The following is a 19,418-nucleotide window of genomic DNA, read 5'->3' on the forward strand; positions in this document are numbered from 1 at the left end:
GGTAGTTTCGGCAGCTCCTTCACGCGTTCGCCTCCTCGTCCGGCAGTACGGAGACGACCTGGTCGACCGTCAGGTACGGGAGCGGGGCGAGGATCTTCGCCACCTGCGGGGCGAAGACGGGGGAGGCCACGATCACCTCGGTGGTCGGGCCGTCCGCGACGATGTCGCCCTCGGCCATCACCACCACCCGGTCCGCCGCCCGGGCCGCGAACTCGACGTCATGGGTGGAGATCACCACCGACCGCCCCTCGGCGGCCAGTTCGTCGACCATGGCGATGAGCTGGGACTTGGCCCGGTAGTCGAGACCCCGGGTGGGCTCGTCCAGCAGCAGCACCCGGGGCGCCGCCGTGAGCTGGATGGCGAGGACCAGCGCCAGCTTCTGGCCCTCGGAGAGGTCGCGCGGGTGCGTCCCGCCGTCGATGCCGGGCGCCAGCCGGTCCAGGATCGCCCGGGCCGACGGCCCGCCGCCGAGGCCCGGGGCCGCCGACTCGGTGTCCGCCTGGTCCAGCTCCTGCTTGACGCTCTCCAGGTAGAGCAGGTCCGTCGAGGTCTGCGGGACCAGCCCGACGAGCCGTCTGGCCTCGGCGGCGGAGAGCGACTTGGGGTCGCTGCCCTTCGCCGAGCCGCCCTTGACCGGGCTGCCTTTCGCCGCGCCGCCCTTCACCGAACTGCCTTCTACCGAGCCGCCCTTGGCCGAACCGCGTGTGCCCTCCGCCTCTCCCCGGTCGACGCGTACCGTGCCGGACTTGCGCGGCCCCGACCCCTGGAGCGCCCACAGGAGCGAGGACTTGCCCGAGCCGTTGCGGCCCATCAGCGCGGTGATCTCGCCGCCCCGCAGATCGAGGTCCACCTCGCGCACCGCCGCGACCCCCCGGTACGCCACCGTGACCCCGCGCGCCGTGAGCAGGGCCGCCCCCGGTGCGTCCGGCGTCCGGCGCACCGGGGGCGGGGGTGTGCCGTCCAGGGCGGTGCGCAGGGGGCGGGCCGCCCTGCGGGCGTCGCGCACCGAGAGGGGCAGGGGCGACCAGCGCGCGGCGCGGCCCAGCTCCACGATGGGCGGCGCGATCGAGGAGGCGGTGAAGATCTCCGCGGGCGGGCCCGACACCACCCGGCCGTTGCCCGGCAGATGGATGACCCGGTCCGCGTACTGCACCACCCGCTCCAGGCGGTGCTCGGCCAGCAGCACCGTGACCCCGAGGTCGTGGACGAGGCGGGTCACCGCGGCCAGCACCTCCTCGGCCGCCGTCGGGTCGAGCGCGGACGTCGGCTCGTCCAGCACCAGGACCCGGGGGTGCGCGGTGAGGACGGAGCCGATCGCGACGCGCTGTTGCTGCCCGCCGGACAGCTCGTACAGCGCCCGGTGGCGCAGATCGGCGAGCCCCAGCAGATCGAGGGTCTCCTCCACCCGCTTGCGCATGACGCTCGGGGCGATCGCCAACTGCTCCATCGCGTAGGCGAGTTCCTCCTCCACCGTGTCCGTGACGAAGCCGTCCAGCGGGTCCTGGCCCACCACGCCCACGACATCGGCGAGTTCACGGGGCGGATGGGCCGCGGTGTCGCGGCCGTCGACCGTGACCGTGCCGTACAGCGTGCCGCCGGTGAAGTGCGGGACAAGCCCGTTGACCGCACCCAGCAAAGTCGACTTGCCGACCCCCGTATGGCCGACCACGAGGCAGAGTTCCCCCTCGTCGACCTCCAGGTCCACGTCCCGCAGGACCGGTTCGTCGGCACCGTCGTAGACGACGGACACCCGGTCGAAGGTGATCATGCGGCTTCCTCGGTGCGCTGTACGGAGATGTGCGGGGTGGGGGCGCTCGGCGGGGGCGCCAGGAACCCGGCCGCCCCGGCGAGCAGGATGGCGGCGGCCGGAACGAGCGGCAGCGTCGGCCAACTGAGCGGATAGATGGACGGGTTGAGCTCGGCCGGGTCGTAGCCCAGGTTCACGAACAGCAGCACGGCCGAGAGCACCCCGCAGGACGCCACCGCCCACTCCGCGAACCGCCAGGGATCGGGCCGGTACGTCGTCCGGGTCACCCGCCGCCCGCCGAGCCGCAGCCCAGCCAGGCAGAACAGCGAACCGGCCAGCAGTGCGGGCAGCCCCAGCAGCTTCGGCGCGGTCGCGTCGAGGAGCCCGTACGCCCCGGCGCACAGCCCGCACATCCCCAGGAGCATCAGCACTCCGGTCAGCCGGCGCGAGCGCGGAGTGGCCGACCCCGCCCGCCCGTAGCCGCGCGAGTCCATCGCCGCCGCCAGCCGCAGCGACCGCTCCAGCGCGTCCTCCAGCACCGGGACGACCACGCCCCGCAGCGCCTTCAACCCCTTGTTGCGACCGGCCCGCAGCCGCCGCGCCCGGGCCACCCGCTGGACGCTCTGCACCAGTTGGGGGGCGACGCTGATCGATACGGTGACGGCGACGCCGAGTTCGTACAGCGCGCCCGGCAGCACCCGCAGTGCACGCTTCGGGTTGGCGAGGGTGTTCGCCGCCCCGATACAGCACAGCATGCAGGCCAGCCGCAGCCCGTCCGTGGCGGCCGAGAGCAGCGCCTCCAGGGAGACGGGCCCGCCGAGCTGGATGCCCGCGTACCAGTCCGGGGTCGGGATGTGCGGCAGCGAGAAGAGGTAGTGGTCGGTCGGGGTCATACCGGTCGCGAAGACCGCCCGGAAGACCACCCGGATCGCCACGACCGTCAGCGCCAGATACAGGTAGTACTTGAACCCCCGCGCCCACGGGGCCTCGGTGCGCCGCATGGTGATGACGTAGCCGAGCACCGCGAGGACCAGGAAGAGCAGCAGCGGGTTGTTGGTCCGGCTGACGGCCGTGGCCAGGGCGAGCGCCCAGATCCACCAGGCGAGCGGATGCAGGGTGCGCGGGAGCCGCCTGCCGCCGGTGTCCGGCCCGGCGGCGGACACCGGAGTGCCGGGCCTCGCCGCCGTACCGGTCACGCGGGCGCTACTCCGCACGGCGGCGGCGCTTCGCGGCGAACACGGCCGCGCCGCCGATCACCGCCACGAGACCGGCCGTCGCCGCGACGGGCACCAGCGAGCCGGAGTCGTGCTCCGCGTCCGCTGCCGGAGCGGCGTCCACCACCTTCGCCGACGCTTCCGGCGCCGCCACCGCACCGACCGGCGTCTCCGAGGGGGAGACGCTGGGGGAGGGGGAGGGAGACGGGGACGCGGATACGGACGGGGAGGCGGAGTTGGAAGGGGACGCCGAAGGGGACGCCGTGACCGTCTTCGTCGGGGCTGCTGCCGGTGGCGGCGGAGGGGCCTGGTCGCCGCCACCCGGCGGCTGGGTCGTCCGTACGGGATCGGGCTGCGGCTTCGGCTTCGGCGCGGGCGCCGGATCGCCGCCTGTGGGGCGGGTGTTGTGCGCCCGCAGCTGGTCCGGGGTGACCGTCGGCCGCCCCTTCGTGCCCTCGATGTTCGTCCCGCCGAAGATCCACAGGTCCACGCTGCCCGGCCGGGGCTTGTAGCTCATGGCCCCGAGCTGGCTGTACTCCCAGGTGTTCTCCCCGGGGTTCGCGTGCCAGTACGACCAGTAGGCGGAGGCGGGCGGGGTGAGGACGCAGCTCTCCTGCTGGGGCGTGGGGTACTGCTTGCCGCCCTGGTGGCCGCTGTAGCCGATCCGGCAGATGAACGCCGGTCCGTCGTGCCCGGTGCCGGTGGTCCGCCAGCCGCCCTGGTTGAGCAGCTCGTAGCCCGTGGTCGGCGTCGTACCGCAGGAGCGGTAGAGGGGACCGCCCCAGTGGCTGAAGTCGACGGCCAGGACGACGCCCGAGGAGGTCGTGCACTGCCCGATCGGCTGCGGGGCCGCCGCGGCCGGGGCGGCGGGCGCGAGGAGCGCCGCGCCCGCCAGGCCGAGGACGGCCAGGGCGTGCGCGACGGTCCGGCGGAAGCGGGACCTCACCGCTCACCGCCCAGGGCCGCACGCCGGTTGCGGGCGGCCACGACCGTGCACCAGCCCGTCAGGACCAGTACGGCGGCGGCCGCCGCGAGGCCGAGCCCCTGCGAGCCGGTGGAGGCGAGGCTGCCCCCGGAGCCGCCGGAACCCCCGGAGCCGCCCGTGTTCACGATGGCCGGTCCGCCCGTGGAGCCCGTGCCGTCCCCGGGCGTGACGATCACCGGGGCGGAGGAGGACGGCACCGGATTCGGTGTCGTACCGTCCAGGCTGCGGGTCAGCGTGCCGAACGAGATGCCCGTGGCACCGCCCACCGCCTGCGTGGAGGCGCGGAGGTCGGAGCCCCGCTGGCCCTCCTTCGCCACGTTGAAGCCGCCGTCCGCGTTCTGCTGCGAGGCGAGGAACTTACGGGCCTTCGCGATCTGCTTGGCGTACTTCTCGGCGTCCAGGGAGAGGCCCTGCACGGCGAGCGCCGCCGAGTTCACCGAATTGCCCGCCGCGCCCGGGAAGCCGCCGTCCTTGAGCTGCTTCGAGGCGATCCAGGCCAGCGCCTTGTCCACGGCCGCCGCATGGGCGTCGCCGGGGACCAGGTCCAGGGCCATCGCCGCCATCGCGGTGGAGTCGACGTCCGCGTCACCCGTCGGCGGGACCAGGCTCGGCCAGGCGCCCGAGGAGGTGTCCTGGAGCCCGGCCAGATAGGCGACCGGGGCCTCGGCGGCCTTCTCCTCGCCCGCCCGCACCTGGGCGATGACACCGAGGGACTGGCCGAAGACGGACATCGCGTAGGCGTAGGCGCCCTTGTCGGCGCAACTGCGGTCCGGCTGGGGGCTCTTCTCCGCGCAGACCGCGTCGGCCAGACCCGCGATCAGGTCCTTGCCGCCGAAGTCGCGCGGGTCGCGTTCGACGACCTGGGCGAGCACCGCCGCCTTGCCCATCGAGCCGCCCAGGGCGTGGTCGGTGCCGACGTTGGTCCAGTCGTGCACCGTACGGGCTTCGCCGTCCTTGCCGCCCCGGTCCAGGAAGTCCACGATCGTGCGCAGCGCGTCGTTGTCGTGACCGGTCGCGGCCAGCGCGAAGGCACCGTCGATCGTGAGGCCGAAGTCGGCCCGCGTGGTGGTGCCGGCCGCCCCGTAGTAGCGGCCCTGGAGGAGGTTGGCGGGACGGGTGAGGTAGGCGACGCCCTTCTTGAGGTCCGGGCCGTCACCGGCCGGGGGCTTCGTGGGCGGGGCCGTGGTGGGCGGAGCGGTCGGGGTGGGGGTGGGGGAGGGGGACGGCGGCTGGGTCGGCTCGGTCACCTTCGTGGTCAGGGTGACCAGGCTCGTACCGGCGCCCGCCAGCACGGCGGAGGCCGTCGGGTAGAGGAAGCCGTCGGTGGCGCCCTCGTCGAACCCGAAGCCGCCGTCGTCGAGCTGCTCCTGCGACAGCCACCAGATGGCGGCGTCCGCCCTGCGGACCTCACCGAGCGCGCGCAGCGCCTGCGCCGCGTGGGCCGTGGCCAGGACGGAGCCCTCGGTGGCGCCGGTGTAGGGGACGAACGAGCCGTTCTTCTGCTGCGCCTTCTTCAGGTACGCGAGTGTCTTGGCGACGACGGCGTCGTGGCCGCCCACTTCGTCCAGCACCAGGGCGACGAGGGCGGTGGTCGCCGGGTCGCCGTCGCAGTTCTCGTCGGGTCCGATGAGGATGTAGCTCACCGAGCCGTTCTGGCAGACCAGCCGGGTCAGCCGGGTCACCGTCTCGGCGGGCGGCACGATCCCGCCGCGCAGCAGCGCCAGCACGGCCAGCGCCTGTCCGTCGCCGTAGGAGGCGTTCTTGAAGTCGCCCTTCGCCGAGCATCCCGGGCCGGGGCCCTCCTGACAGACGTTCGCCACCAGGTCGCCGAGCAGGTCGTGCCCGCCGAAGTCGCGCGGGTCGCCCTCGGTGATCGACGCGACCAGGGCCAGCCGGGCGGCGGCCGTGGCGTCGGGTGCCTCCTTCGGCCCCGCCGCGTAGGCGTACTCACCGGCCCCGGCGGCGAGGCGGGCCACCACCTTGACCAGGGCCGGGCTCCGGCCGCCTGCCGCGGCGAGCGCGTACGCGGCCTCGGTGGTGAGGAAATAGTTCGGGGTCTCGGAGCCCTCGTCCACCACGTGGGTGCCGTCATGCAGCTGTTCGGTCACCCAGCGGCCGGCGGCCCGTACGTCGATCTCCCCGTCCGGGACGTCCGGCTCCTCCGGCGGCGTCGGCTTGACGCCCCCGCCCGCGCGGACGTCGTCGGGGGTGAAGGTGGGGCGGCCGGTGGAGCCGCCGATGTCCGTGCCGCCGAACACCCAGGCGTCCACGTCGCCCGCCTTGGGCTGGCGGCTCATGGCGCCGAGCGGGCTGTAGGACCAGTCCTCCTGGCCGGGCGAGGCGATCCAGTACGACCAGTAGGCGGTGGCCTGCGGGGTGAGGACGCACTTCTCGGTGGCCGGAGTCGGGTACTGCGTACCGGAGTTGAAGGCGCTGTTGCCGATGCGGCAGATGAAGCCGTCGCCGTCGTGCTGGGTGCCCTCGGTGGTGAACCCGCCGTCGCGCAGGAGTTCGTACCCGGTGGTCGGCGTGGTGTCGCAACCGCGCACCACACCGCCGCCGAACGGCCCGAAGTCCACTGCCACGATGGCGCCCACGGTGGGCGTGCACTGCTCGATGGGGTCGGCGGCCGCCGGAGGGGCGCCGGTGACGAAGGCCACGGTCGCGGCGAAGGTCACCGCTGCCGCCGAGAACAGTGAGAGGAGTCTCTTCCCCGCTGTGCGCCGGTCCTGTTGCTGTGCGGTCCCCACCACGGCCCCTCGTGTCGTCCGGGCGGGCCATGCGTGGCAGACGGCTCCCCTCGGGCACGGGCCGTCAAGGGGCCGCCCGCAGGGAGCTGTTCGAACCACGCCGTAGTCCGCGACGGCGCTTCTCGCTGAAATTCCTGTCCCCAGGCATTCCGGCTCGCCCGTACGGTGACGGGCCCACGGTTGCGGGTCAGCGCCGGATTCCGACCGGCTTCCCCTGGGGCTGAGTGCTTATCAGGCGGATTGGAACACGCTCTCGAAGAGACCGTCAAGGTGGTTTACGTCTCCTCGCCTCCGCGCCTCCCGCGCGCCCCCGCCGTCCCTGGCGCGCCCCTGCCGCCTCGGGTAGCGTCCTGGCCTGCCACAAGGGGGAACCCGGTGCGAATCCGGGGCTGACGCGCAGCGGTGTGGGACGGCAGGGGGCCGCTCCCGAGCCCGAATGCCCTGCTGGCAGCAGCATCAGCGAAGCCGTACCCACGCGTCCGGGTGCCGGCCACCGACCTCCGCCCCCCTGTGCGCACCCGGGGGCCGCGGTGCCGTGCGCCCCTCATTCCAGGAGCAGGCACATGCCCCGTTCTGTCACCTCCCGCCGTCTCGCCCTCGTGGTACCCGCCGCGCTCGGCGCCTTCGTCCTCACGGCGCTCCCCGCCGCCGCGACCTCCACCCCCGCCCAGATCGCCACCTCGAAGACCAACGGTGTGGCCTACCTCAAGACCCTCCAGGCCGCCGACGGTTCGTACGCGGGCTCCGGGCTCTCCAACGAGTGGGCCTTCAGCGCGTTCGCCGCCGCCGGAACGGCCGCCGTGGACGTGACGCCCGGCGGCGACACCACGAAGAACGCGCGCACCGTCTACCGCAACCTGCTGTCCACCCCCGGCTGGCCCTCCGCCACCCCCGTCGTCACCGACTACCAGCGCGGCACGCTCAACGCGTACGCCGCCGGGATCGACCCGGCCCGGGTCTCCGCCTCGCGCAACCTGATCGCCGACATCTACGGCTACTGGCAGAACGCCGAGGCCGGTTACTTCGGCCCGTCCGCCAACTACAACGGCACGGTCTTCGCCGCCCTCGCGCTGGGCGGAGCCAGAACCCAGGCGGGCGGCCAGCGCGTCCCGCAGGCGCTCGTCGACAAGATCGTCGCCCGGGTCCGGGCCAACCAGCACAACGACGGCGGCTGGACCTACAGCAAGGCCGAGGGCAACCCGACCGAACTGGCCAAGCCGGGCGACATCGACATGACGGGCGCCTCGATGGCCGCGCTCTGCGTCTCCGGCGTCCCGAACACCGACCCCGACATCGTGCAGGCCAGGGCGTTCCTCAAGAGCAAGCTGGTCAACGCCTCCGGCGCGTTCAACGCCATGTACGGCATCAACACCAGCTCCAACGGCTGGGCCGTCTCCGGCCTCAACGCCTGCGGGATCAACCCGCAGACCGGCGACTTCCTGACCTCGATGGGCAAGACTCCGATCGACTTCCTGATCGCCAACCAGTTCAACCCCGCCGGCGGCTTCAAGTACCAGCCCTCGGACACCGGTCCGTCCGCCTACTCCTCCACCGACGCCCTGCGCGCCGTCGCCGGGGGCGGCTTCACCGCCGCACCGCCCACCCCGGTCACCTCCGGCGCACCGCAGTGGGTCGCGGCGAGCGGCTTCACCTCCGGTACGGCGACGAAGCTGGCGCTCACCGTGGACGACGGCACCGGCACCCTTAAGGTCTGCAACGTCGCCTTCACGCCCACCGGCACCACGACCGACCTCGGCACCGTCCTGGCCGCCGCGTCGACCGCCTCCACCCCGGCGGGCTGCGTCACCTCCGTGGTCCCCTCCTCCGGGACGGGCACCATCACCTCGATCAACGGCAAGGCCAACACCGGTTCGGCGACCTGGAAGGTGTCCACCGACGGCTCGGCCTTCGCCGGGGCCACCCGTAACAAGGTGATCGGCGTCGGCGACACCATCGCCCTGCGCTTCTCCTGACCCGGTCCGGTGGAGGGGGCAGGCCCTTACGCGGGCGATGTCCCCTTCACCGGGTACGGCACGAACGTGCTGCTGTTCTCGTCGATGGCCAGCGGCTGCCCCAGCGGCGGGACCGCGCGCTGCGGGCAGTCCAGCCGTTCGCAGATCCGGCACCCCATCCCGATCGGGGTCGCGGCCGAGGCGTTGTCCAGGTCGAGCCCGTCGGAGTAGACGAGCCGCCCCGCGTGCCGGATCTCGCAGCCGAGCCCGATCGCGAACGTCTTGCCGGGCTCGCCCCAGCCGCCCCGGTGGCGCGTCACGGCCCGCGCGGTCCACAGATAGCGCTGCCCGTCGGGCATGGCCGCGATCTGTACGTGGATGCGGCCCGGGGCGGCGAACGCCTCGTACACGTTCCACAGCGGGCAGGTGCCGCCCGCGCGGGAGAAGTGGAACCCGGTCGCGGACTGCCGCTTCGACATGTTCCCGGCCCGGTCGACCCGGACGAAGGAGAACGGGACCCCGCGCAGCCGGGGCCGCTGGAGCGTGGAGAGCCGGTGGCAGACCGTCTCGTAACCGAGCCCGAAGAGGTCGGTGAGGCGCTCGATGTCGTACCGGACCTCCTCCGCCGCCGTGTGGAAGGCGCGGTACGGGAGGATCAGCGCGCCCGCGACGTAGTTGGCCACCCCGATCCGGGCCAACGGCCAGACCGCCGACCCCTCGTCGTAGTCCTCCGAGGCCAGCAGCGAGATCTCCCGGCCGTATTCGAGCAGCGCCAGCTGGGTGGCCATCCGGAACGCCTGCTGACCGGGCCGGAGCCGACTGGAGAGGTACAGCACCCGCTCGTCCCGGTCGAAGTGGTGCAGCCGGCCGGTGTCCGGGCGCGGGGGAGCGGTTCGGGCCCGGGAACCGGCCCGGGGGGTACCGGTACCCCGGCCGCCCCGGTCGCCGGGCCCCGGCGCCTGCCCGTGGCCCCCCGGCGCGCCCCGCCGGTCGTCGGCGGTGGCCAGCCGGATGCCGTGCCGTTCGGTGAGCCGGGCCGCGAGCGCCCGTACAACCTCGCCGGGGCGCACCCCGATCTCCGCCGCCAGCTCCTCCGCCGCCAGATCCGCCTCGTGGAGATAGTTCTGCCGCCGGTAGAAGAACTCGCGGATCTCCTCGTGCGGGGAGCGCGGCAGCTCGGGCCCGCCACCGCCCCGCAGCTCGGCGGCCTCCGCGAGCCGTCCGGCCAGCGCCTGGTTGCGCCGCCCCAGATCCAGCAGCACGTTCGCGACCCCCGGCAGCCGGGAGGCCAGCTCGGACAGCTCGGCGGCCGAGACGCGCGCCGCGCCGACCTCGTCGGCGAGCGCCTCGCGCAGGTCGGCCAGCACCCGAGTGGTGTCCCGCTCCGAGAAGAAGCCGGGGTCCACCCCGAACGCCTCGGTCAGCCGGAGCAGCACCGGCACGGTGAGGGGGCGCGAATCGTGCTCCATCTGGTTCAGATAGCTCGGCGAGATGGCCAGCATCCGGGCCAGCTCCGCCTGGCTCAGCCCGCGCTCCTCGCGCAGCCTGCGCAGCCGCGCGCCCGCGTAGGTCTTGCTCACCTCGGAGCCCTTCCCGCCGTCGTCAACATGTCGACAACCCTAGTCGCGATGCGGGTGCGCGGACCCTTCGCAACCTTGGCAAACCACACGGAAAGATTCGCAGAACTTGGCATGTGTCCCCGGTTGATGGCACTCAGTGCCACTGTCAGAGTTGTTCCTGCGGCCCACCGGACACCGGCTCCGGACCGGGGTACCGAGCACGATTTCAAGCCCTGACGTCGTACTCCTCGGGAACTCGGACCGATCGGCCGGGCGCATTGCTTACCGTTCCACCTCGGAGGTCCGGTGGGCCGCATCCAGAAGGCGCGTCACTCAGTGACGCGGGCTTCGCACCGTTCACACGATCGACCCACACGACTTCGGGAGTAACGCCATGGCGCAGGCAAGGACGACGGCGGAAGAGCTGGCGCAGCGGTGGGCGAGCGACCCCCGCTGGAAGGGCATCGAGCGCACCTACAGCGCCGAGGACGTGGTGCGGCTCTCCGGCAGCGTCCGCGAGGAGCACACCCTCGCCCGGCGCGGCGCCGAGCGGCTCTGGCGTCAGCTCCACGAGCAGGACTACATCCACGCCCTCGGCGCGCTGACCGGCGGCCAGGCCGTCCAGCAGGTCAAGGCGGGGCTGAAGGCCATCTACCTCTCCGGCTGGCAGGTCGCCGCCGACGCCAACCTGGCCGGTCACACCTACCCCGACCAGAGCCTCTACCCGGCCAACTCGGTGCCGAGCGTGGTCCGCAGGATCAACAACGCCCTGCTGCGCGCCGACCAGATCGCCACCGCCGAGGACGCCGGTGACACCACCGACTACCTGGCCCCGATCGTCGCCGACGCCGAGGCGGGCTTCGGCGGACCGCTCAACGCCTTCGAGCTCACCAAGGCGATGATCGAGGCCGGTGCGGCCGGTATCCACTACGAGGACCAGCTCGCCTCCGAGAAGAAGTGCGGCCACCTCGGCGGCAAGGTCCTCGTCCCCACCGCCCAGCACGTGCGCACCCTCAACGCGGCCCGCCTCGCCGCCGACATCGCCGATGTGCCCACCCTGATCGTGGCCCGCACCGACGCACTCGCCGCCAACCTCATCACCAGCGACGTGGACGAGCGCGACGCGCAGTTCGTCACGGGCGAGCGGACCGCCGAGGGCTTCTACCGGGTCCAGAACGGCATGGCCCCGGTCATCTCGCGCGGCCTCGCCTACGCCCCGTACGCCGACCTGATCTGGGTCGAGACCGGCACCCCTGACCTCGCCCAGGCCCGTGAGTTCGCCGAGGCGATCCACGCCGAGCACCCGGACCAGATGCTCGCGTACAACTGCTCGCCGTCCTTCAACTGGCGGGCCGCGCTGGACGACGACCAGATCGCCAAGTTCCAGCGGGAGCTGGGCGCGATGGGCTACCGCTTCCAGTTCATCACCCTGGCCGGCTTCCACTCCCTCAACCACGCCATGTTCGACCTGGCGCGCGGCTACGCCGAGCAGGGCATGACCGCCTATGTCGACCTCCAGGAGCGGGAGTTCGCCGCCCAGGAGCAGGGCTTCACCGCCGTCAAGCACCAGCGCGAGGTCGGCACCGGCTACTTCGACCAGGTCTCCACCGCCATCAACCCCGCCTCCTCGACCACGGCGCTCACGGGCTCCACCGAAGAGGAGCAGTTCCACTAGAAGTCCCGTCCGGTCGCGGGGGTCACCCGACCTCCGCGACCGGGACCCGATCCCACCGTCCACGCCCCCGCTGAGGAGACCCGCATGACCACCCTTGTCACGACCGGCCGCGTCCAGGTCCTCGGCATACCGGGCGACCGGCACGAAGAGGTCCTCACCCCCGAGGCCCTGGACTTCATCGCCCGCCTCGACGCGGCCTTCGCCGCCCGCCGCTTCGACCTGCTCACCGAACGCCGCCGCCGCTCCGCCCTGCTGCGCGGCGGCACCCCGCTCGACTTCTCCCGCGCCACCAAGTCGATCCGCACCGACCCCGACTGGCGGGTCGCCCGCCCCGCCCCGGGCCTCACCGACCGGCGGGTCGAGATCACCGGGCCGCCCGAGCGGCGCATGGCCGTCAACGCCCTCAACTCCGGTGCCCAGGTCTGGATGGCCGACTTCGAGGACGCCACCTCACCCACCTGGGAGAACATCGTCCAGGGCCAGCTGACCCTGATCGACGCCATCGACCGGCGCATCGACTTCACCAGCGAGGCCGGCAAGGAGTACCGGCTCACCGACCGGCCCGCCACCATCATGGTCCGGCCGCGCGGCTGGCACCTCACCGAGAAGCACCTCGTCATCGACGACCGGCCCGTCCCCGCCGCGCTGGTCGACTTCGGCCTCTACTTCTTCCACTGCGCCCGCCGCCAGATCGACGCGGGAAGCGGACCGTACTTCTACCTCCCCAAGCTGGAGAACCGGTACGAGGCCCGCCTCTGGAACGATGTGTTCCTCCTGGCCCAGGACCTGCTGGACATCCCCCGGGGCACCATCCGCGCCACCGTCCTCATCGAGACGATCACGGCCGCGTTCGAGATGGAGGAGATCCTCTACGAGCTGCGCGAACACAGCGCCGGCCTCAACGCGGGCCGCTGGGACTACCTCTTCAGCCTGATCAAGAACTTCGCGCACCGCCCCGACTTCGTCCTCCCCGACCGGTCGACGGTCACCATGACCGCCCCCTTCCTGCGCGCCTACACCGAACTTCTCGTCCGCACCTGCCACCGGCGCGGCGCCCACGCCATCGGCGGCATGGCCGCCCAGATTCCCGGCGGCGACGCGGCGGCGCACGAGGCGGCGCTGGCCAAGGTCCGGCTCGACAAGGAGCGCGAGGCGGAGGACGGCTTCGACGGCTCCTGGGTCGCCCACCCCGGGCTCGTCCCCGTCTGCCGGACCGCCTTCGACGGGGTGCTCGGCGACCGGCCGCACCAGTTGGAGCGCACCCGCGACGACGTCCACGTCACCGCCGAGGAGCTGGTGGCCGTCCGGCGCACCGCAGGGCGCCCGACCCCGGCAGGAGTCCGCGACAACATCGCCGTCACCCTGCGCTACTACGACGCCTGGCTGAACGGCCAGGGAGCCGTCGCCCTCAACGGCCTCATGGAGGACGCGGCGACCGCCGAGATCGCCCGGGTCCAGATCTGGCAGTGGCTCAAGCACAAGGCGGTGGACCGCGAGAGCGTGGAGCGGCTCTTCGAGGAGGAGCTCGCCACACTCGGCGCCACCTACCCCTGGGCCCGCCTCGACCAGGTCCGCGACCTCTTCGAACGCACCGCCCTGGCCAAGGAGCTGCCCGCCTTCTTCACCACGGAGGCGTACGCCCGCCACCTCGTCGGCCGACCGGTGGTCCAGGCATGAGCGCCCGCACCGCCCGCATCACGCGAGTCGGCGTCGTCGGCGGCGGCCAGATGGGCGCCGGGATCGCCGAGGTCTGCGCCCGCGCCGGAGTGCACACCATCGTCTGCGAGGCCGACGCCACCGCCGCCGACCGGGCCCGCGAGCGGGTCGCGATCTCCCTGGAGCGAGCGGTACAGCGCGGCAAGCTGGACCGCCTCACCGCCGAGGACGCGCTCGCGAGGCTGGTCTTCACCGGCGACCTCGACGCCCTGGCCGACCGTCAGCTCGTCGTCGAGGCCGTCGTGGAGAACGCCGAGGCCAAGACGGAGGTCTTCACCGCCCTCGACAAGATCGTCGAGGACCCGGGGGCCATTCTGGCCACCAACACCTCCGCCATCCCCGTGATGCGCCTCGGCATGGCCACCCACCGCGCCGACCACGTGCTGGGCCTGCACTTCTTCAACCCCGTGCCCGTGCTGCCGCTGGTCGAGGTCGTCCCCTCCCTGCACACGGCGCCCGCCACGGTCGCCGCGGCCGAGGAGTTCGTGACCTCCGTGCTCGGCAAGACCGTGGTCCGCTCCCAGGACCGGTCCGGCTTCGTCGTCAACGCGCTGCTGATCCCGTATCTGCTCTCCGCGATCCGGATGGCCGAGTCGGGCTTCGCGACCGCCGCCGACGTGGACGCCGGGATGGAGCTGGGCTGCGCCCACCCGATGGGCCCGCTCAAGCTGGCCGACCTGATCGGTCTGGACACGGTGGCCTCCATCGCCGTATCGCTGTACGACGAGTTCAAGGAACCGCTCTACGCCCCGCCGCCGCTGCTCCAGCGGATGGTGGAGGCGGGGCTGCTCGGCCGGAAGACCGGCCGCGGGTTCCACACGTACGACCGGGGCTGAGGGGCCCGGGTCCGAGCCGCGGTTGAGGGACCGCGGCCGGTGCCGAGCGGGGTGCGGAGCAGTTGACTGTGCTGCTTCCCACCCCGCCGCGGTGTTTCCGGCCCCCCTGCCGGGCCGCTTGGTCCAGACCTCTTGACCGAAGGTCTGGACCATTCTACGGTTTGACAGGGTCACGACACTGGGCGGGTCGAGGCGAACCCTTCGCTTCGTCGGCGGTCGACCCGGGCAGGAAGGACTACGGATCATGGCCCGTACCTCACGACTGCTGGGCCTCGGCCTGGCCGCGGCGCTCGTCGTACCGATGCTGATCGGAGCCGTACCGCCGAAGACCGCAGAGGCTCCCTCAAGGGCCGCTGCCGCCGACACCTGCGCGGTGAAGTCGAAGCCCACCGGCAAGGTGCTCCAGGGCTACTGGGAGAACTGGGACGGCGCGGCCAACGGCGTGCACCCGCCGCTCGGCTGGATCCCGATCACGGATTCCCGCATCACCCAGCACGGCTACAACGTCGTCAACGCGGCCTTCCCCGTCATCCGCTCCGACGGCACCGTCCTGTGGGAGGACGGCATGGACAACACCGTCAAGGTCGCCACCCCCGCGGAGATGTGTCAGGCCAAGGCCTCCGGGCTCACCCTCCTGATGTCGATCGGCGGGGCGACCGCGGGCATCGACCTCAGCTCCAGCACGGTCGCCGACCGGTTCGTCGCGACCGTCGTCCCGATCCTGAAGAAGTACAACTTCGACGGCATCGACATCGACATCGAGACCGGCCTCGTCGGCACCGGGAACATCAACCAGCTCTCCCCGTCGCAGGCCAACCTCATCCGCATCATCGACGGTGTCCTCGCCGCGATGCCGTCGAACTTCGGTCTCACCATGGCCCCCGAGACGGCGTACGTCACCGGGGGCAGCGTGGTCTACGGCTCGATCTGGGGCGCGTACCTGCCGGTCATCAAGAAGTACGCCGACAACGGGCGGCTGTGGTGGCTGAACATGCAGTACTACAACGGCAGTATGTACGGCTGCTCCGGTGACTCCTACTCCGCCGGTACGGTCGCGGGCTTCGTGGCCCAGACGGACTGCCTGGACCGGGGGCTCGTCATCCAGGGCACCACCATCAAGGTCCCCTACGACAAGCAGGTCCCCGGACTCCCCGCCCAGATCGGCGCGGGCGGCGGCCACATGTCACCCTCCCTCGTCGCCCAGGCCTGGAACCGCTACAACGGCTCCCTCAAGGGCCTGATGACCTGGTCCATCAACTGGGACGGCTCCCGGGGCTGGACCTTCGGCGACAACGTGAAGCGTCTGCAGGGCCGCTGACCTAAGAGCCACCGCACCTCCGAACCCACCGCGCCCCCGGTCCCGCCCCGGACCGGGGGCGCGGTGCCGTCCCGGCCGGGCGGGCGGCGCTGCGAGGACGGCGTGAACCGGTCGCACACCGATGCGGGCAAGGAGACAGAATCGGGTACGGAACGGGGTGATCGTCCGCCCCGGGACGGCGGCCCGTCTTTCCCCGGGCCGAAGCCGACGCAGAAGACGCAAGAGGAGACCCGATGGTGCACGCACGGGCCGGGCAGCCGGCGCAGTCAGCGGACCTGGTCGACGTGGCACGGCTGGTGACGGCCTATTACGCCCTCCACCCCGATCCGGCCGACCCCGCCCAGCGGGTGGCCTTCGGCACCTCGGGCCACCGCGGCTCCGCCCTCGCCGCCGCGTTCAACGACGACCACATCGCCGCCACCACCCAGGCCATCTGCGAATACCGGGCCCGGCAGGGGACCGACGGGCCGCTCTTCCTCGGCGCCGACACTCACGCTCTGTCCGAGCCCGCCCGGGTCACCGCGCTGGAGGTCCTCGCCGCCAACGGGGCCACCGTCCTGATCGACAGCGAGGACGGCTACACCCCGACCCCCGCGCTCTCGCACGCCATCCTGACGTACAACCAGGGGCGCACCGAGCACCTGGCCGACGGCATCGTGGTCACCCCCTCGCACAACCCGCCTGCCGACGGCGGCTTCAAGTACAACCCGCCCAACGGCGGACCGGCCGCCTCCGATGCCACCTCCTGGATCCAGGACCGGGCCAACGCCCTGATCGAGGCGGGACTCGGGGAGGTCCGCCGCATCCCGTACGCCCGCGCGCTGGCCGCCGACACCACGGGCCGGTACGACTTCCTGACCACGTACGTCGACGACCTGCCCTCCGTCCTCGACCTGGACGCCGTACGGGAGGCAGGCATCCGGATCGGCGCCGACCCGCTGGGCGGCGCCTCCGTCGCGTACTGGGGGCGCATCGCGGAGCGGCACCGGATCGACCTGACCGTGGTCAACCCGCTCGCCGACCCGACCTGGCGGTTCATGACGCTGGACTGGGACGGGAAGATCCGGATGGACTGCTCGTCCCCGCACGCCATGGCCTCGCTGATCGAACAGCGCGACCGATACACCATCGCGACCGGGAACGACGCCGACGCCGACCGGCACGGCATCGTCACCCCCGACGGCGGCCTGATGAACCCCAACCACTACCTGGCCACCGCCATCGACTACCTCTACACCCACCGCGAGAACTGGGCGGCCGGGACCGGCATCGGCAAGACCCTGGTCTCCTCGTCCATGATCGACCGGGTCGCCCACGACCTCGGCCGCACCCTGGTGGAGGTCCCGGTCGGCTTCAAGTGGTTCGTCGACGGGCTGTACGACGGCAGCCTCGGCTTCGGCGGTGAGGAGTCGGCCGGCGCCTCGTTCCTGCGCCGCGACGGCCGCGTCTGGACCACGGACAAGGACGGCATCCTGCTGGCCCTGCTCGCCTCCGAGATCACCGCCGTCACCGGCTCCACCCCCTCCCAGCGGTACGCGCAGCTCACCGCCCGCTTCGGCGACCCGGCCTACGCCCGCGTCGACGCGCCCGCCACCCGAGAGGAGAAGGCGGTCCTGGCCCAACTCTCCCCGCAGCAGGTCAAGGCCGACACCCTGGCCGGGGAGCGCATCACGGCCGTCCTCACCGAGGCACCGGGCAACGGAGCGGCGATCGGGGGCCTCAAGGTCTGCACCGACAGCGCCTGGTTCGCCGCCCGCCCCTCGGGCACGGAGGACGTCTACAAGGTGTACGCGGAGAGCTTCCAGGGACCCGAACACCTCGGCCAGGTCCAGGAGGAGGCGCGCGCCCTGGTCTCGGAGGCGCTGGGCGGCGCCTGAGCGGGGTGGTACGCGACCACCGTGCCCGGCCCGCTAGGCGCCGGGCACGGTGGGCTGGACCTGGCTCAGGAAGGCCGCGTTGTCCGGGGTGCGGCGGACCTTGTCCAGCAGCGTCTCCAGGGCCCCGTGACCGTCCCGGGCGTGCACCGCGCGGCGCAGCGCCCGTACGGTGGCGAGCTCGGCGGCGCCCGTCAGCAGCTCCTCCCGGCGGGTGCCGGAACGGGCGATGTCGACGGCCGGGAAGACCCGCCAGTCCGCGAGCGAGCGGTCCAGGCGCAGCTCCATGTTGCCGGTCCCCTTCAGCTCCTCGAAGAAGAAGTCGTCGGCGCGGGAGCCCGTCTCCACCAGGGCGGTCGCCAGGATGGTGAGCGAGCCGCCCTCCTCGGCGGAGCGGGCCGCGCCGAACAGCTTCTTGGGGCCGGACAGGGCCGCCGCGTCGACACCGCCGCTCAGGGTACGGCCGCCCGGCCCGGCCGCGTTGTTGTGGGCCCGGCACAGCCGGGTGAGGGAGTCCAGCAGGACCACCACGTCCCGGCCCTGCTCGACGAGGCGCTTGGCGCGCTCCACGGCCAGTCCGGCGAGGGCGATGTGCTCCTGGGCGGGCCGGTCGAAGGTGGAGGCGTACACCTCGCCGCGCACGGAGCGGCGCATGTCGGTGACCTCCTCGGGGCGTTCGTCCAGGAGGACCACCATCAGGTGGCACTCCGGGTGGTTGGTGGCGACGGCGGCGGCGAGCTGCTGGAGCAGCACCGTCTTGCCGGTCCTGGGCGGCGCGACGATCAGGCCGCGCTGGCCCTTGCCGACGGGGGCGACCAGATCGACGATCCGCAGCGCCGGACCGCCCTTCTCCGTCTCCAGCCGCAGCCGCTCGGTGGGGTGGACCGGGGTCAGGTCGCGGAAGTGGGCGCGCCCGGCCAGGCCCTGCGGCGCCCGGCCGTTGACCCGGTCGACGGAGGCGAGGACGCGGGGCCGCTCGCAGCTCCCCTCGACGGCGTCGCCCGTGCGCAGGCCGTAGCGGCGCATCAGCGCGGGGGAGACCTTGATGTCGTCGGGGGAGGGGTGGCCGCCCCGGACGCGGAGCAGGCCGTGGCCGCCCGTGACGGTGTCGAGGAGTCCCGCGGCCCGGACGGGGCGCGGCTCGTGGACGACGGGGCGTTCGAGTGTGGTGGTCATGGGAGGGGTCCTACCTTTCAAGGGTGGTCGCTCTGGTCATTCGTAAGATCGGAGGGCCCAGGGGTTCTGGGTATGGCTGTCATCGGGGCGCCGTTGGCAAGGCTCAAAGGACTTGGCCGCCCGGAGCCCCGCGACGACTCGACCGCCAATTGGGAGACGCGACTCGATCGCTGCTGTAGGACAACGTCGGCGAGGTCGTCTGCGGGTGACATGTGAGACGGCAAGCTGACGGAGGTGGCCGTGCCCGAGATCTGGGCCGGGGTGGACATCGGCAAGGAACACCATCACTGCGTGGTGATCAACGCGGACGGCGAGCGGCTGCTGTCCCGCCGTGTGTTGAACGACGAGGCCGAGCTGCTTCAGCTCATCGGTGACGTCCTGGCGATAAACACTGATGTGCTGTGGGCCGTCGACCTCAACCACGGCGGTGCCGCCCTGCTGATCGGCCTGCTCCTGAGCCACGATCAGCCCATGGCCTACCTCACCGGGCTCGCGGTCCACCGCGCCTCGGCCACCTACAGAGGCGAGGGGAAGACGGACGCGAAGGACGCCTTCGTCATCGCCGACCAGGCCCGCGTCCGCCATGACCTGGGCTTGTTGCGGCCGGGCGACGAGA

Annotated in this window: 13 protein-coding genes and 2 riboswitches; of the genes, 7 read left to right on the plus strand and 6 right to left on the minus strand. The window is 72.5% G+C overall.

Going from position 1 to position 19,418, the window contains the following annotated elements; all coding sequences use genetic code 11:
- Positions 1–19 precede the first annotated feature (19 nt).
- From ACFW9Z_RS15385 to ACFW9Z_RS15400, 4 genes are read right to left on the minus strand one after another with little or no spacing between them, the layout of a single operon-like run.
- Positions 20–1,768 carry an ABC transporter ATP-binding protein gene (locus ACFW9Z_RS15385; RefSeq protein WP_384639963.1) on the minus strand — a complete coding sequence of 583 codons (1,749 nt, stop codon included), beginning with the start codon at positions 1,766–1,768 and terminating at the stop codon, positions 20–22.
- The gene (locus ACFW9Z_RS15390; RefSeq protein ID WP_384639965.1) at positions 1,765–2,943 is read right to left on the minus strand and encodes an energy-coupling factor transporter transmembrane component T; all 1,179 of its coding nucleotides are present in this window, start codon (positions 2,941–2,943) and stop codon (positions 1,765–1,767) included. The genes ACFW9Z_RS15385 and ACFW9Z_RS15390 overlap by 4 nt, the downstream gene beginning before the upstream one ends.
- Positions 2,944–2,950: 7 nt before the next feature.
- The gene (locus tag ACFW9Z_RS15395; protein ID WP_384639968.1) at positions 2,951–3,907 is read right to left on the minus strand and encodes a hypothetical protein; all 957 of its coding nucleotides are present in this window, start codon (positions 3,905–3,907) and stop codon (positions 2,951–2,953) included.
- Positions 3,904–6,696: a prenyltransferase/squalene oxidase repeat-containing protein gene (locus tag ACFW9Z_RS15400; protein ID WP_384639971.1), complete on the minus strand. Its 2,793-nt coding sequence runs from the start codon at positions 6,694–6,696 to the stop codon at positions 3,904–3,906. Before ACFW9Z_RS15400 ends, ACFW9Z_RS15395 begins: the two co-directional genes overlap by 4 nt.
- Before the next feature lie 143 nt (positions 6,697–6,839).
- A riboswitch (cobalamin riboswitch) is annotated at positions 6,840–6,910 on the minus strand.
- A 148-nt stretch (positions 6,911–7,058) separates the two neighbouring features.
- Positions 7,059–7,138: riboswitch (cobalamin riboswitch) on the plus strand.
- Positions 7,139–7,259: 121 nt separating this feature from the next.
- On the opposite strand from ACFW9Z_RS15400, the gene ACFW9Z_RS15405 reads away from it, so the two are divergent.
- Positions 7,260–8,669: a prenyltransferase/squalene oxidase repeat-containing protein gene (locus ACFW9Z_RS15405; protein ID WP_384639973.1), complete on the plus strand. Its 1,410-nt coding sequence runs from the start codon at positions 7,260–7,262 to the stop codon at positions 8,667–8,669.
- Between the two features lie 26 nt (positions 8,670–8,695).
- Here the strand turns inward: ACFW9Z_RS15405 and ACFW9Z_RS15410 are convergent, their stop codons facing one another.
- On the minus strand, positions 8,696–10,228 hold the full coding sequence (locus ACFW9Z_RS15410) for a short-chain fatty acyl-CoA regulator family protein (RefSeq protein WP_384639976.1): 1,533 nt from the start codon (positions 10,226–10,228) through the stop codon (positions 8,696–8,698).
- 373 nt (positions 10,229–10,601) lie between these two features.
- On the opposite strand from ACFW9Z_RS15410, the gene aceA reads away from it, so the two are divergent.
- From aceA to pgm, 5 genes are all read left to right on the plus strand, one after another.
- On the plus strand, positions 10,602–11,882 hold the full coding sequence (gene aceA, locus ACFW9Z_RS15415) for an isocitrate lyase (protein WP_384639978.1): 1,281 nt from the start codon (positions 10,602–10,604) through the stop codon (positions 11,880–11,882).
- 84 nt (positions 11,883–11,966) lie between these two features.
- Positions 11,967–13,559, plus strand: coding sequence for a malate synthase A (aceB, locus tag ACFW9Z_RS15420; protein ID WP_384639981.1), 1,593 nt, complete (start codon positions 11,967–11,969; stop codon positions 13,557–13,559).
- On the plus strand, positions 13,556–14,434 hold the full coding sequence (locus ACFW9Z_RS15425; protein ID WP_384639984.1) for a 3-hydroxybutyryl-CoA dehydrogenase: 879 nt from the start codon (positions 13,556–13,558) through the stop codon (positions 14,432–14,434). Before aceB ends, ACFW9Z_RS15425 begins: the two co-directional genes overlap by 4 nt.
- A 244-nt stretch (positions 14,435–14,678) precedes the next feature.
- The gene (locus tag ACFW9Z_RS15430) at positions 14,679–15,752 is read left to right on the plus strand and encodes a chitinase (protein ID WP_384639987.1); all 1,074 of its coding nucleotides are present in this window, start codon (positions 14,679–14,681) and stop codon (positions 15,750–15,752) included.
- A 233-nt stretch (positions 15,753–15,985) separates the two neighbouring features.
- Positions 15,986–17,629 (plus strand): phosphoglucomutase (alpha-D-glucose-1,6-bisphosphate-dependent), encoded by a 1,644-nt coding sequence (gene pgm / locus ACFW9Z_RS15435; RefSeq protein ID WP_384639990.1) that lies wholly within the window; start codon positions 15,986–15,988, stop codon positions 17,627–17,629.
- Positions 17,630–17,662: 33 nt separating this feature from the next.
- On the opposite strand, the gene rho is transcribed toward pgm, so the two are convergent.
- Positions 17,663–18,802 carry a transcription termination factor Rho gene (gene rho, locus ACFW9Z_RS15440; protein ID WP_384639992.1) on the minus strand — a complete coding sequence of 380 codons (1,140 nt, stop codon included), beginning with the start codon at positions 18,800–18,802 and terminating at the stop codon, positions 17,663–17,665.
- Positions 18,803–19,036: 234 nt separating this feature from the next.
- On the opposite strand from rho, the gene ACFW9Z_RS15445 reads away from it, so the two are divergent.
- The coding region (locus ACFW9Z_RS15445; protein WP_384639995.1) for an IS110 family transposase at positions 19,037–19,418 on the plus strand (382 nt) is incomplete at its 3' end.

The sequence above is a fragment of the Streptomyces sp. NPDC059452 genome (genome assembly GCF_042750035.1).
Taxonomy (GTDB): Bacteria; Actinomycetota; Actinomycetes; order Streptomycetales; family Streptomycetaceae; genus Streptomyces.